The sequence below is a fragment of the Roseovarius sp. MMSF_3281 genome, assembly GCF_030733685.1.
In the GTDB taxonomy this organism is placed as follows: Bacteria; Pseudomonadota; Alphaproteobacteria; order Rhodobacterales; family Rhodobacteraceae; genus Roseovarius.
The window spans coordinates 141653-154782 of sequence record NZ_JASHIM010000004.1 but is presented as its reverse complement, the minus strand read 5'-3'; the positions used below and the strand labels follow the sequence as shown (position 1 = coordinate 154782).

Sequence of the window (13130 nt, the reverse complement as noted above, 5' to 3'; positions counted from 1 at the left end):
ACGTCAGTTTCCGGAAAACGCGGCGATCATCTGGTCCATGGTGGCCTCGAGGGCCTGCACCCCACCCGCCGCGATATAAATGGGCGCGCTGTCCAGGTAAACGACCCTGCCCGATTGCCACGCTTTCGTTTCGCGCACCAACGCGTTGTCCAGCGTCGATTTCGCCGTCTCGACATCCCCGATCGCGGCGCTGCGGTCGATCACCAGGATCACGTCGGGGTCAACCTGGCGAATGAATTCGAAACTGATCGCCTCGCCATGGTCCGAGCCGGAAATCTCTTCGGAGGCCACCTCCAGCCCGAAGGCGGTGTGAAGCCAACCGAAGCGCCCCGACGCGCCATAGGCCGATACCTTCGGGCCGTTCGTCATCACGATCAGCGTGCGCCCCGCGCCCGAAGCGGCCTTTGTGACCTCGGCCTGCTTGCGCGTCAGGGTCTCGGCCAGTGCCGCGGCCTCGGCCTTCTTGTCGAAAATCGCGCCATAGGCCTCCAACCGTTTCAGCCCTGTCGCCAGCGTCCTGTCGTGGATCGTCATGTCGATCGTCGGGGCAATCCTGCCAAGGTCAGGCACCTTGTCATGGCTGCGCCCCCCGGCGATGATCAGGTCGGGCTGCAAGGCATACAGCGCCTCCATGTCCGGCTCGAACAGGGTGCCGATACGCTCTGCATCCGCGGCCGCATCCTCGAGGTAATCAAGGTAGACATTGGAAATCGTGCCGCCCACTTCGACGCCCAACGCCTCCAGCGTATCGAGTACGGCCATGTCGTAGACGGCGACGGTCTCGGGGTTCGGCGCCACGGACACGGCCCCGCGAAACGTGTCGACGGTCACGTCCTGCGCGACGACGGGGCCTGCCGAAAGGCAAAGCGCAAAGGCGAATTTTCGGAACATGTCTTCCCTCTGTCTTGTAATACCCGCATGGCTGGGAAGTCTGGCTTTGCAGGTGCGATTTCGGCTTGCTTAACCGGAGACAAAAGAAGAGTCTACGGCCAAGAGATCACGAAACGGAGGCGGCCATGCCCACCATCATCGGACGCATCGAAACCGAGAACGGCGCGAAATACCTTACGCAGCTATGCAAGCATTTCGCCCACAAGATCGACGCCGAATACGATGGCAACCATGGCCGGGCCGACTTTGTCTTCGGCCCCGCGATCATGGAGGCCGATCCGCAGGGGCTTACGATCCGCTTCGAAGTGGACAAGGACGAGAACGTGCCCGCCGCCAAGGGCGTCATCGACAATCACCTCGTGACCTTCGCCCACCGCGAAAATATCCAGGGCATGGAATGGGCCGCAGCCTGACGCGGGTGCTCTGCCCGGACCGCACCGGCCCGGGCAGCGCCCAGTTCAGAACCGCAGCGTGGCCCGCAGGTTGAAGGACCGGCCCGGTTCGCGCAGCGGTGTGACCGTCGCGAAGTCCTGACCATAGGTCGCCCGCTCGGTGTAGGTTTCGTCGAAGATGTTGTCGATCTCCGCCCGCACGGTCAGGTTCTCCATCTGGCGGGGGGTATACTCGGCAAAGGCATTGACCACCTCGAACCCGCCGATCTTGCCGCCGGGTGCACCCGCCGCCGATTTGTCGAAGACGATCTGCGCATCCGCACCCAGCGTCAGGCCCGACCTGTCCCAGGTATTGGCCACCTCGAAGACAAGGTTGTCGCCAAGGGGCGTCGACAGGTACCGCCCGGTATAACTGTCGGCGGGGCCGCCATTGACCTTGGTGTCGATATCGGCATAGGCGATCCGCGCAAACCCGCTCGACCATGTGTAGGCCGCGCCAACCTCGAAACCTTCGGTGTCGAGGTCCGAAACCTGCCCCGGTCCGCCGTTGAAGAGACCCGTTGTCGGATCAAGCAGGGTCCGCGCGTTGTCGATATCCGTCTTGAACAGCTTGGCGTTGAAGTCCCACCTGCCAACCCGGTAGTTGGCCCCGAGGTAATAGTTCTCGGAGGTCACCGGCTCGATCGAGGCAGGGTATGCCCAGGCCGGATCGAAGAGGAAGCTTTCCGCCAGCGCGATACCGCCCCACACGCGCGAGGCCCCGGCGCTGATCGTAAGCGCATCGGTCACGTCGAAATCCCCGGCGATATTCGCCGACAGCCCGTCATTGTCATAACTCGTGCCATCGACGCCCTCGAACTCCTGGAAATCGTAGCGCGCGCCCGAGGACAGGCGAAGCCGCTCGGTTATGTCCAGTTCCGCTTGTGCGAACAGGCCGATATTCGTGGCCTTCTCCTCGGCAAAGAAGACCGCCGTGCCCTCGCCGTTGATATCCGCCACGTCACTATAGAAATCGAGACCCGCGTTGACGGTGCCGTTCGCCAGTTGAAACTCGTTCTGGACCTTGCCGGTGAAACTGGTGGTCTCGCCTGAATAGGCATCCGTCGCGCCCGGCATCGGCCCGGTGTAAAGCTCGGTCGAATTATAGGCGACCTGCACCGAGGGGTTCCACATCTCGGTGGTGTTGCCGAAATCGTAAGACAGGACAAGGTTCTGGCGTTCCAGTGTATAGGTCCGCGTCGCCAAAACGCCGCGAAGGCCCGCGAAATCCGCCCTTAACGGTCTTTGGGCATCGTCGCGCACGGACTCGTAGCTCAGCTCCAGCCGACCGCCATTTTCCGCGTTATACGCGACCTTGGCCAACCCGCTGGTCAGCCCCGTACCAGACCCCGTGATATCGACGCCCGAGCCGTCCTCGCGCAGGCCCCCATCCGCGTATTTGCCGAAGGCAAGGTATTCGAACTGCCCCGACACGCCGAAAAGCGCCAGGCTGTTGGTGAAGACATCGCCGTTGCTTTGGTACTCGGTGATGAAGCGCCCGCCGAATGTGCGCCCCTCCTCCAACAGGTCTTGTACGTCCTTCGTTTCGAACGCAATGGCACCGGCCATGGCCCCCGGTCCCGCATCCGCCGGCGCAACACCCGGGTCCACCCGCACCGCCTTCAGCAGTTCGGGGTCGATATAGGTCGTGGCGCTGTGGTGAAAGATCCGGTTGTTCTGACGCGCACCGTCAATGGTGACGTTCAGGTTATTCTCTTCAACCCCATTCACGTAGATCTTTTGCGAGATGGGCAGCGAACTTCCAACCGATACCGACGGCTCGGACTTGAAGACTTCCTGCAGATCCTTCGGCGTCGTGCGCGTCAGGTCCTCGTTGTCGATCCCGATGGAGGTGGTGGCATCCGACCCGATAAAAATCGTGCCGAGTACGAATGGTTCGGGTGCTTGCGCCAACGCGCCCCCGGTTCCGATGATGAAAATAGCCGACGCAAACGGCGTGACAGTGCGCATATCCATTCCCCAGTAGATTTGGTCTTGTTCTGGGTAGCGGATAATTGGCTGCCTGTTCGCCACACTTTTCACAAGGCGCCCGGAATTGCAATGAGAACCACTCGCGCCCCGGCAAGGGCGACACCCCAAGCGGCGGGATGGTCCGGGGCGCGGAATCCGGCATGCGCAACCCACCGACGCATAGAGCGCCTACGGCAGGCCAAGCGTCATTGACCGCATACCGGTTCGAGCACCTTTGCGGGTCCGTGTTCGAATTTTCGCGAAATCGCGCGGGTCAGACGATCAACACCGGCACCGGAGACAGGTATGTGACCTTCTGCGAGACACTGCCCAGAAGATAACCTTCCATTGATCCCATGCCACGGCGGCCGATCACGATGAGGTCGATGTCGTGTTCCTTGACGAACTTGACGATGTTACGCGACGTGGCACCGGATTTGACGAAGGCGCGGACGTCGGTCTTGCCGGCGTCCTGCGCGCGTTTCTTCGCGGTGGCCACGACCTCTTCGGCGTGGCTGCGCATGGCGTCGTCCATGTTACCCGGATCTTCCTGGCGCACCATCGAAAGCGACGCCTCCAGCATGGAATGGTGGCGATAGACCGTCAGGATGGTGACAGCCGCGCCGCCGCAAAGCTCGGCCATTTCAAGGGCCCGGTCGAGGGCCAGCTCGGAATTGGGCGACCCGTCGAAGGGTACCAGTATGGACTTGTACATCTCTGTCTCCCGTTTATTTCGCGAAGGCAAGGTCCCGCAGGAACAAGGCGATCTGGGGGAAGAAGATCAGCAGCACGGCGACCGATAGCAGGATGAAAATGAAGGGTGGCGTACCGCGGATCACCTCCATGTACGGACGCTTGAACACGGCGATGGCCGTGAAAATATCGCATCCGAAGGGCGGTGTGGCCGACCCGATAGCGACCTGCAGCGTGATGATCGTGCCGACCAGAACCGGGTCGAGGCCGACGGAATCGACCACGGGGGCGAAGATCGGGACCAGAACGAGGATCACCACGATCGGGTCGACGAACATGCAGCCGACGAAGAATGCCACCGAGATCACGAACAGCACCCCGATCTGGCCCATCTCGTCGATGCCGATGGACCCAAGGATCTGCTGCGGGATCTGGGCGAAGGAAATCACCCATGAGAAGGCCGCGCCGACACCCACGAGGATGAAGACCACGGCGGTGATGAGACCGGTGGATTTCGCGGTTTCGTAGACGCCCTTGAGGTCGAGTTCGCGGAATATGAGAACCTCGAGCACCAGCGCGTAAAACACACAGGCGGCGGCCGCCTCGGTCGGGCTGAAGATGCCGCCGTAGATGCCGCCGATGATGATCAGCGGAAAGCCCAGCGGCCAAAGCGCCTTGCGCCCGGCGACGAGGCGTTCGCCCCAACTGTATTTCGGTTCGGTCGGCACGTTGTTGCGAACAGCGTAGATCCAGGCGTAGATCGAGAACAGGAACAGGATCAGCAGGCCCGGCCCGATACCGGCGATGAAAAGCTCGGCGATCGAGGTGTTGGAGACAACGCCGTAGATGATCATGCCGATAGAGGGCGGGATCAGGAAGGCGATATCCGAGGAATTGACGATAAGCGCAAGGATGAAGCTGTCGTTGTAACCCGCCTTCTGCATCCGGGGGCGCAGCGGAGAGCCGACGGCGACCACGGTCGCCTGCGTGGAGCCCGAGACCGCGCCGAACATGGTACATGCGGCGGCGGTGGATACGGCAAGCCCGCCCTTTAGGTGGCCCACGAAGGACATGACAAGGTCGATCAGACGGTTGGCCGACTGCCCGCGTGTCATGATATCGGCGGCGAAAATGAACATTGGCACCGCAATCAGCGAGGCGGGCCGGATACCGGCCATGATCTGCTGGATCATGGTTTCAAGCTGCCCGAAGCCGCCGAACATGGTGTAAAACCCCACGAAGGCACCGACAATGAGCGGGATCATCATCGGAAAGCCCAGCAGCAAAAGTACGATCATGATGGAAAAGATGGTCAGGGCCATGTCTCAGACCTCCTTCTCGTCGTCGTCATACCCTTCGAGCACGGCGGTCGAGAGGTAGATATCTTTGTCGATGATGTTCTTGATGGCCGTCAGCAGGTACTGCACGCCGGTCATGAAAAAGCCCACGGGCACCCAGACCAGCGTGATCCAGACCGGGATCTGAAGCGAGGGCAGCACGCGGCCGCGTCCGGCCTGCGTAAGAATGTAGCCATAGGCGTACCAGGCAAGGCCCAACATGAAGACCGCCGTGACAAGCGTGATGACGATCATCATCAACTTGCGCCCCTTGGGCGGCATGGTGTCGTAGATCGCCGACATTCGGATGTGCCGCCCGTGGCGTGCCGCATAGCTGATCCCGGCGAAGGTAATGAGGATGATGAGGATACGGTTAAGTTCCTCGGAGAAGAAAATGCTGTTCTGAAAAACGAAGCGCCCGATCACGTTGGCAATGGTATTGGCCGCCATCAGCAATACGCCGACGGCAAGCATCACCGCCTCGATCTTACTTATGAGAATATCAATGGTTCCAAGAAAACCGGGCAGCGTGGATACGTATTCGCCCGTGGGTTCGTCGTCCATTCCCGTCGTGTCGGTCTGCGACTGAATCTGAGAGCCGTGTTCGTCTGACATTGGCTGTCCCCGCGTTCAATAGATGCCACGGCGGCCACGCGAAAGGCGCAGCCGCCGTATGGTCTTTTATAATTATTGCACGGCTTCGAGATCGGCCTTCAGCTGGTCAAGAATCTTCTTCCCGCCGTCGCCGGTCATTTCAAGGAAGGTTTCCTCGACCGAAGCACCGGCCTCGACGAAAGGCTGACGCTGTTCTTCGCTGAGGGTATTCACCTCCATCTCGGGCTTGGCTTCCTTGATGTTCTCGATGCTCTGTTCGTGAAGGCCCTTCTGGTAGTCGATGATGTGGTCGAAGGCGACGTCGATCGCGTCCTGGACCACCTGCTGATCCTCTTCGGACAGACCGTCATAGAAATCCTTGTTGGCCATCACGGCGGTGGTAAAGTTGTTGTGGCCGGCACAGGTGATGACCTCGGTCACCTCGTACATCTTGGTCGAATCGATGAAGAACATCGGGTTTTCCTGACCCTGGATGATACCGGTCTGAAGCGCGCCGTAAACTTCGCCCCACGGCAGCGGCGTGGGCGTGGCACCGAAGGCTTTGTAGCTTTCAACCAACAGCGGGTTGGTCATCACGCGGAACTTGACCTGGTCGAGATCGGGCGGCCCGGTGACCGGTTCCTGCGTGGTCATGCAGACCTCGCCCTCGGGGAACATTGTCAGGAGTTCCAGACCCTGCTCGGCGTAAAGCTCTGGGAACATCTCGTTGATGGCCTTCGAGGTGCGGAAAAACTCGCCCAGCTTTTCGGTGCTCTGCGGCAGCAGGTAGGGCACGAAGAAAACCTGTGCCTCGGGGATAAGCGACCCGGTGAAACCCGGGCTTTGGTCGACGAATTGCAGGATACCGGTCTGGGCCTGTTCCATCGTGTCGGCGGATTCGCCAAGAGTGCCGTAGGGAAAGAGTTGCACGGTGTGGTCGGAATTGGCCTCGACCTCTTCCTTGAACTTCTGGGCATAAACACCCTGCACCTCGTCGAGCGCCTCTTCAAAAGCATATCGCCAAGTGTCTGCCTGAGCGACGCTTGCGCTGAACGTCATGCCGGTTGCAATGGCTGCCGCCAAGGATGTGTGCAAAAATCTAGCCATGGCCAATCTCCTTATTACTGCGTCATTTCGTCTAAGCTGACGCCGTGATTGTAACCTGTCAATGATCCATTACAAATAACTCCAAAGTAAAACCGCGTGCATGCCACCAGCGCAGTGATGGAAATACCCTATTATTATCAATGTGTTACTAAGTGATCTCCAAATTTTGCCAACGCCTGGAAGTGCTTAGGAAAATAAAAGCTGATCTGGGCGCAAAACAGGAATTCCCCCGCGGGTTGTCGTGAAAAGAGGCGGTCGGACACCGAAAGATGGACGCGACCGGCCCCTAGACACCGGTCACGCGCTTCGCGTCGTCAAGGCCCTTTGGACCGCATGGCCGCTGCCCGGCGTTCGAATTCATGGTAATCCGCCACGATGCCGGTTCCCAGTACCAACGCCGGGGCCTTGGGCATCCGGCGGGCCGTGCGCAACAGCCATTCCGCCGGGTTCATCGCGCTTTCCTCATGGGGTTGACGTTGGTGTGGCAGGTCAGAGGAGGGTTGGCGCAGGCCTTTGGGATGCCATCATGTCGACCCGATATCTAAGCGGCGCACCGTCATATCATCGCATCGAGGCTTCGCCCCTGCGTCGCCATCCACTGACGCGCCCCTTCAAAAACGGCGGTATAGACGGCGCGGCCCGTGGCCTCGCCGATCTCGGTGTGCAGCCCAGCATATTTGACGCCCCCCTCGAAAGCGGCGATGGCAACGCAATCGGTGCCCGTGCCCGTCGCCCGCCCGGGGGCAAGCGGCATGTCGACATCCATGACGGCGGCGGTGCGCGCCTGCACCGCGACACTCATCGCTTCCAGCAAGGCGGGCTGGGTCAAACTGCGGTTCAGGCGCAGCGCCACGTTGATCGTGCCCCAGTCCTGACCGGAACGGTCCAACCTGTGGCCCACCCGTTCGGCATTGGACAGGCCCACCGTGGCCACGGCTTGGGCCTCGGTTGCGCCGGAGGCGACTGTGGCTTGTGTCACCTGCCGGATATCCCGCGACGTCAGGAAGGTAACGGCATCTTCGGCGCCGCGCTGTGCAAGCTGACGTTCAAGCCACGCCTCGACATCAAGGTCCGGGGGCAGGTCGGCGTTACGCACTTCGCGCCAGAGGATACGCCGGGCCTTCACAAGACCGGGGCGATGCACGGCCCAGCTTAAGACCTGCATTTCACGTCCCAGATCGAATTCAAGCCAAGGACGATCAAGCATCACCGCGCTCATCGGATCACCTCAAGCGGTTGGTAAATCGGGCCGTCTTCGGTGCTGCGGTACCACGCGGTGATATGGAAAACATGCGCAATGCGTTCAGGCGTAAGCACCTCTGCGGGCGGGCCATCGGCCACCAGCCCGCCCTCGCCCAGCATCACGATCCGCGTACAATGCCGCGCCGCAAGGCTGAGATCGTGAAGCGAGACAAGTACGGATTTACCCGCCTTCGCCAGGTTGCCAAAGGTTTGCATGGTGGAAATCTGATGTGCCGGATCAAGACCGGCAACCGGTTCATCGGCCATCAAAAGCGGTGTGTCCTGCGCAAGCGCCCGCGCGATCAGCACCCGCGCCTGCTCCCCGCCCGACAGCCGGGTCGCGGCGCGGTCGCGCATATTCTCAAGCTCCATCCACGCCAGCGCCTCGTCCCGGCGCTGCCGGTCCACCTGCGATGGCTGGCGGCTGGTCATATGCGGCAAACGGCCCAGCATGACCACGTCTGCCACGCTGACCGGCCAGGCAATCTCGCGCGATTGGGGCATCCACGCCACCTGCCGGGCGCGCTCGGCCTGCGACAGGGCGGCCAGCGTGCTTTGCCCGGAGGACGGCAAAAGGCCAAGCGCCGCCCGCATCAGCGTTGTCTTGCCGGCACCGTTCGGGCCGATCAGGCCGACAAGTTCGCCAGTCCCGATGGAAAGCGAGATATCGCGAAACACGTCACGCCCGCGCAAGCACACCGAGAGGTTGGACAGGGTCAGAAGGCTCATATCCGCTCCTGTCTGAGTTTGAGGATCAGGTGCAGGAAAAGCGGCGCGCCCACAAGCGCCGTAAGAACGCCGAGCTTGAGGTCGCGTTCAGGCAGGATAACGCGCACGGCAATATCGGCGGCCAGGACCATTGCCGCACCACCAAGCGCCGAGGCCCAAAGCAACCGCGAGGGCCGCGCGCCCACCAGTGGGCGCAGTATATGCGGCACCACCAGCCCCACGAAACCGATCGCACCGGCCACCGCCGTTCCGGCCCCCACCACGCAGGCCGTGCCAAGCACCAACTTGAGGCGCAGGCCCTTGGGGGCCATGCCCAAGGCCTCGGCGGCGTCCTCGCCAAGAGTGAGGGCATCAAGCCCACGGCCAAGCGATGCAAGGATCGCGATACCCACCGCCATGAAGGGCAGGACAAGCCAGACATGGGTCATCGAGCGGTCGGCAAGCGAGCCCATCATCCAGAAGACGATCTCATTGGCGGCAAAGGGATTGGGCGAAAGGTTAAGCACCAGCGAGGTCAGCGCACCGGCAAGCGCCGAGACAGCAATGCCTGCAAGAATAAGCGTCAGCGACCCGCCCCTTGGCCCGGCAAGCAGCATCACAAGCATGACGCCCGCCAGTGCCCCACCCAATGCCATAAGCGGCAGGCCAAGGGCGAAAGTCGCCGAGAGACCCGTCTGGATCGCCAGCACCGCGCCAAACGCGGCCGAGCCCGAAACCCCGATCAGCCCCGGTTCGGCCAGCGGGTTGCGCAGGTAGCCCTGCATCGCCGCCCCCGCCAACCCAAGCGAGCCACCGATCAGAAGCGCAAGGATCATGCGCGGCAGGCGAATCTCGCGCATGACCAGCGTGATCGGCCCACCATCGCCGGTGACAAGGGCCGCAAGGCTGTCGCCCGGACCGATGCCCGCCGGGCCGGTCAGCAGCGAAACCGATGCGAGGGCCACCACCAAGACCCAAAGAACGATCATCAGCCGGCTCATTCGGCCTGCCCGGTGATGTCTTTGCGGGCCGCCGCAAGCTGTTCGATGGCGCGTAACACATAAGGCGTCCCACACACCCAATCGTGGTCGGCCATCGTGGCATTGGCGCGATCGTGCCGCAGCGCCTTGACCACCGGATGTTCGAGAATCGCCTCGGATCGCGACGCACCCGGATAGGGCCGTGCGGTGATGACGATATCGGGGTCGGTCATCGCCAATATTTCAAGCGAAAGCTTACGGCCCATGGCGTAGCCGCCTGTACCCACGGGATTATCGAACCCCGCCACACGCAGGATTTCCCCGGCCAGCGTGTCGTCGCCCGCCGTGTAGCCATTCGCATAATAGACCACCGCGCTAGGATTGGGGGTGCCCCCGGGCCCAAGGGTGGCAAGGCGGGCATCGAACCCTTCGATCACGGCCTCTGCGGTGTCTTGACGGTGCAAAACGGTGCCCATTTGCCGGATACGCTCGCGCACATCGTCCAAGGAATTCGCCGGTTTGAAAAGCGCCACCGGAATATCGAGCTGCCGCAGCAAATCCACCGTTGCGCGATCAGACCATGCCCCGGCCACCACGAGGTCCGGTTGCATAAGATAGATTTCCTCGGCAAGCCCGTGGTTGACCTTGTAGTCGCGGGCCGTGTCGACCATGGCCGAAACCCGCGGATCAAGCGCAATATGGCTGACCGAATGGAGTTGCCCCTTGTCGGCCAGCAGCATGGAGAGTTGATCGGTACACAGGTTGATCGACACCACGCGCTCGGGCGCGGCGGCCTGCGCCGCGCCCGCGATAAGACAAGCGCACAGCACAAGGCTGTGCGCCGCACGCCGTATGGCTTTAGTATTCCGCACGAAGCCCGACAAAGACAGCCCTGTCGGACGTGCCATAGCCGCCAACCTGTTGATACTGTTCATCCAGTACATTGTGCACCGATAGATAGGCCGTAGTGCCTTCGTTTATCTCATAATCAAAGCCCAAATCGACCACCGTGTAATCCGGCATGGCCTGCGCCGGGTTGTTGTCGGGCGCGCGGTCCGCGACATGGGTCACCGAAAGCTGCCCATTCACGCGATCCGTCAACGCGGCGTCAAGGCCAAGGAAGGCCTCGTGTTGGGCCACGCGGGGCAACCGCGCGCCCGCGGCGGTTTCCGCGTCGATATAAGTATAGGCCAAGATCACTCCCAAATGCTCGGAAAAACTGTGCTCAAGCTGGAATTCCAAACCTTGGAACGTGGTCGTTCCGGGGGTGTTCGTGACCGTGGAAAAAGTGCCCGGATCGCAGGAAAACAGCGTGAAATCGATCGTCACGGGGCATGGGTCGTATTGCACGAGGTTGCTGATGCCCTTGTGAAAGGCGGTTGTGCTGATGGTGGTATCGCCACCAAGCGCCAGATCGAAACCGACTTCGATGCTTTCGCTTTCCTCGGGGGCCAAGTTCGGGTTGCCTTGATACGGGTAAAGCGGATCGGGGAAGGCACTGTAAAGTTCCGAAGGAACAGGCGCACGGAAACCATTCGCGATTGCACCCCGCAAGGTCAGTGCCTCGGTCGGGCGATAGCTGACGGCAAGCCTGCCGGTGGTCTTATCCCCGAATTGCGAATTGTCATCGTAGCGCAGGGTTCCGATCACATCGAGATCATCGCGCGGGCTATAGATCGCTTCCGCAAAGACCCCACTATTGCTGGTGCTGGCTCTGCCGCCTGGAATCGAGCTGTCCTTCGACGTGAGTTTTTCATGATCACCGCCAAAGCTGAGGCTGAACTGTTCGGACACTTCGACATTCGACTGCCAGTCCAGACGACGGCGTTCCCCTTTGAAGCGGCTCGTGTAGGGGCTGAAGCTACCGGGGGCCACGGTTATCGAGGATTGACTGCGGTCAACATCGTAATAGGACACGGAAAATTCATGTGTCCAGGCCCCGCCGTTGTCGATCTCGGCAAAGGTCCGTATGCCCCGTTCGGTGCGTTTGCCGCGTTCGTCTCCGGGCGTGCCGTCCACGGGGCCCGCGCCGGTGCCTTCGTCGAATTCCGAGCGCCCGACCGAATAGAACCCGTTCACGCCGACACGCACCGCATCCGATGCCTGGTAGGCCAAACCAAAGCTGAGGCGGTCGTTGCTGTATCCGTCATCCTCGGTATTGCCACGGTTTTCATCTCCTGCCGAGAAGCCATCGCTTTCGGCATGGGAAAGGCCCAAAGAAAGGCTCAGGTCGCCGACCCGTCGACTAAAAGAATAGGAGCCCGTGAAAGTGCCATGGCTTCCGTACATCACTTCGGCGCGATGCTGTGTTCCCTCGGGGCCATCAAGATCGGGCATGGTGAAGACATTGACCACCCCCGCAACGGCCGAGCCGCCGTAAAGCGCCGATTGAGATCCTTTCAGAACCTCAACCCGGCTGAGGCCGCTGGCCGTAAGCCCGCCAAGATTGCTGTACTGGCCCGAGGTCGAGGACGGATCGTTCACTTTGATGCCGTCGATATAGATCGCCGTATACCGTTCCTGCGCGCCACGAATGCCGATGTTGGACGGAGTGCCCGCGGGGCCGTTTTGCTGCGCGGTCACGCCCGGCAGGCGCTGCAACGACGATTTCAACTGCAAATCACCGCTTTGGGCGACGGTCTCGTCCTCGCCCAGAACCTCGACAGATGCGCCCGAGCGCAATTTCTCGATGGGCTTTGTCGTGGCGGTGATAACGATTTCACCCAGGTCAAACGTGCCCTCCTGGGCCAAAGCTGATCCGGAATGGAGCGTAGCAAAAACTGCAAGTGCCGCTTTCAGTGGTGTTGATATCTGTTTGGACATCGCAAATTCCTCGGCTCGCGCACGGCGCGTAGTGTTTATTGTGGCCTGCGGAGGAATCCCCTCCCGCAAACGGTGATAATGCCACCACTACGGAAGGTCCGTTGCCCGCGACGCGCCCCGCGTCCGGACAGGGTGATCACCTCGGCAGGTCTCCTGACTTGCGGGTCATTGCTTGGCCGGGTCTTCCCACCGCGCTTGCGCGCCGCAGTGACATATTCCGGCTTCACTTGCCGCCTACAGTTGCGGGGGCAGTCACGGATTTGGCGCCTGATGGCTAAACCGCACCGTGTTCCCTATTACCCGAACCTTGCATCGTTCGGACCGAAGCGCGTGGTGGATATCGCGGAACCACG

At 61.3% G+C, this 13130-nt stretch carries 13 protein-coding genes and 1 riboswitch; of the genes, 1 reads left to right on the top strand and 12 read right to left on the bottom strand.

Annotation, left to right across the window (positions count from 1 at the left end; translation table 11 throughout):
• Positions 1–3 precede the first annotated feature (3 nt).
• Complete coding sequence (locus RBB32_RS07045; RefSeq protein ID WP_306151999.1) at positions 4–891, bottom strand: siderophore ABC transporter substrate-binding protein; 888 nt, start codon at positions 889–891, stop codon at positions 4–6.
• 125 nt (positions 892–1016) lie between these two features.
• Between RBB32_RS07045 and RBB32_RS07040 the strand changes: the two genes are divergently transcribed.
• Positions 1017–1304 (top strand): DUF2218 domain-containing protein, encoded by a 288-nt coding sequence (locus RBB32_RS07040; RefSeq protein WP_306151998.1) that lies wholly within the window; start codon positions 1017–1019, stop codon positions 1302–1304.
• Positions 1305–1349: 45 nt separating this feature from the next.
• Here RBB32_RS07040 and RBB32_RS07035 read toward each other — a convergent pair whose 3' ends face one another.
• From RBB32_RS07035 to RBB32_RS06985, 11 genes are all read right to left on the bottom strand, one after another.
• Complete coding sequence (locus tag RBB32_RS07035) at positions 1350–3299, bottom strand: TonB-dependent receptor domain-containing protein (RefSeq protein WP_306151997.1); 1950 nt, start codon at positions 3297–3299, stop codon at positions 1350–1352.
• A gap of 268 nt (positions 3300–3567) precedes the next feature.
• Positions 3568–4008, bottom strand: a complete 441-nt coding sequence (locus tag RBB32_RS07030; protein ID WP_306151996.1) for a universal stress protein — start codon at positions 4006–4008, stop codon at positions 3568–3570.
• Positions 4009–4021: 13 nt separating this feature from the next.
• Positions 4022–5308, bottom strand: a complete 1287-nt coding sequence (locus RBB32_RS07025) for a TRAP transporter large permease (protein ID WP_306151995.1) — start codon at positions 5306–5308, stop codon at positions 4022–4024.
• A gap of 3 nt (positions 5309–5311) precedes the next feature.
• On the bottom strand, positions 5312–5887 hold the full coding sequence (locus RBB32_RS07020; protein WP_371931029.1) for a TRAP transporter small permease: 576 nt from the start codon (positions 5885–5887) through the stop codon (positions 5312–5314).
• Positions 5888–6010: 123 nt separating this feature from the next.
• Positions 6011–7024, bottom strand: a complete 1014-nt coding sequence (gene dctP, locus RBB32_RS07015; RefSeq protein WP_306151993.1) for a TRAP transporter substrate-binding protein DctP — start codon at positions 7022–7024, stop codon at positions 6011–6013.
• A 314-nt stretch (positions 7025–7338) separates the two neighbouring features.
• Positions 7339–7476, bottom strand: a complete 138-nt coding sequence (locus RBB32_RS07010) for a hypothetical protein (RefSeq protein WP_306151992.1) — start codon at positions 7474–7476, stop codon at positions 7339–7341.
• A 104-nt stretch (positions 7477–7580) separates the two neighbouring features.
• A complete protein-coding gene (locus RBB32_RS07005) occupies positions 7581–8243 on the bottom strand; it encodes an adenosylcobinamide amidohydrolase (protein ID WP_306151991.1) in 663 nt (220 codons plus the stop codon).
• On the bottom strand, positions 8240–8995 hold the full coding sequence (locus RBB32_RS07000) for an ABC transporter ATP-binding protein (RefSeq protein ID WP_306151990.1): 756 nt from the start codon (positions 8993–8995) through the stop codon (positions 8240–8242). The genes RBB32_RS07005 and RBB32_RS07000 overlap by 4 nt, the downstream gene beginning before the upstream one ends.
• On the bottom strand, positions 8992–9975 hold the full coding sequence (locus tag RBB32_RS06995; RefSeq protein ID WP_306151989.1) for an iron ABC transporter permease: 984 nt from the start codon (positions 9973–9975) through the stop codon (positions 8992–8994). Before RBB32_RS06995 ends, RBB32_RS07000 begins: the two co-directional genes overlap by 4 nt.
• Positions 9972–10862, bottom strand: coding sequence for an ABC transporter substrate-binding protein (locus RBB32_RS06990; protein ID WP_306151988.1), 891 nt, complete (start codon positions 10860–10862; stop codon positions 9972–9974). The genes RBB32_RS06995 and RBB32_RS06990 overlap by 4 nt, the downstream gene beginning before the upstream one ends.
• Positions 10813–12777, bottom strand: a complete 1965-nt coding sequence (locus RBB32_RS06985; RefSeq protein ID WP_306151987.1) for a TonB-dependent siderophore receptor — start codon at positions 12775–12777, stop codon at positions 10813–10815. Before RBB32_RS06985 ends, RBB32_RS06990 begins: the two co-directional genes overlap by 50 nt.
• A 125-nt stretch (positions 12778–12902) precedes the next feature.
• A riboswitch (cobalamin riboswitch) is annotated at positions 12903–13118 on the bottom strand.
• Positions 13119–13130: the final 12 nt, after the last annotated feature.

Excerpts from the sequence above, each read along its gene's own strand:
- RBB32_RS07040 (WP_306151998.1), top strand. The coding sequence starts at position 1,017 with ATGCCCACCATCATCGGACGCATCGAAACCGAGAACGGCGCGAAATAC.
- RBB32_RS06985 (WP_306151987.1), bottom strand. The coding sequence starts at position 12,777 with ATGTCCAAACAGATATCAACACCACTGAAAGCGGCACTTGCAGTTTTT.
- RBB32_RS07035 (WP_306151997.1), bottom strand. The coding sequence starts at position 3,299 with ATGGATATGCGCACTGTCACGCCGTTTGCGTCGGCTATTTTCATCATC.
- RBB32_RS06995 (WP_306151989.1), bottom strand. The coding sequence starts at position 9,975 with ATGAGCCGGCTGATGATCGTTCTTTGGGTCTTGGTGGTGGCCCTCGCA.
- RBB32_RS07005 (WP_306151991.1), bottom strand. The coding sequence starts at position 8,243 with ATGAGCGCGGTGATGCTTGATCGTCCTTGGCTTGAATTCGATCTGGGA.
- dctP (WP_306151993.1), bottom strand. The coding sequence starts at position 7,024 with ATGGCTAGATTTTTGCACACATCCTTGGCGGCAGCCATTGCAACCGGC.
- RBB32_RS06990 (WP_306151988.1), bottom strand. The coding sequence starts at position 10,862 with ATGGCACGTCCGACAGGGCTGTCTTTGTCGGGCTTCGTGCGGAATACT.
- RBB32_RS07020 (WP_371931029.1), bottom strand. The coding sequence starts at position 5,887 with ATGGACGACGAACCCACGGGCGAATACGTATCCACGCTGCCCGGTTTT.
- RBB32_RS07030 (WP_306151996.1), bottom strand. The coding sequence starts at position 4,008 with ATGTACAAGTCCATACTGGTACCCTTCGACGGGTCGCCCAATTCCGAG.
- RBB32_RS07045 (WP_306151999.1), bottom strand. The coding sequence starts at position 891 with ATGTTCCGAAAATTCGCCTTTGCGCTTTGCCTTTCGGCAGGCCCCGTC.
- RBB32_RS07000 (WP_306151990.1), bottom strand. The coding sequence starts at position 8,995 with ATGAGCCTTCTGACCCTGTCCAACCTCTCGGTGTGCTTGCGCGGGCGT.
- RBB32_RS07010 (WP_306151992.1), bottom strand. The coding sequence starts at position 7,476 with ATGAACCCGGCGGAATGGCTGTTGCGCACGGCCCGCCGGATGCCCAAG.
- RBB32_RS07025 (WP_306151995.1), bottom strand. The coding sequence starts at position 5,308 with ATGGCCCTGACCATCTTTTCCATCATGATCGTACTTTTGCTGCTGGGC.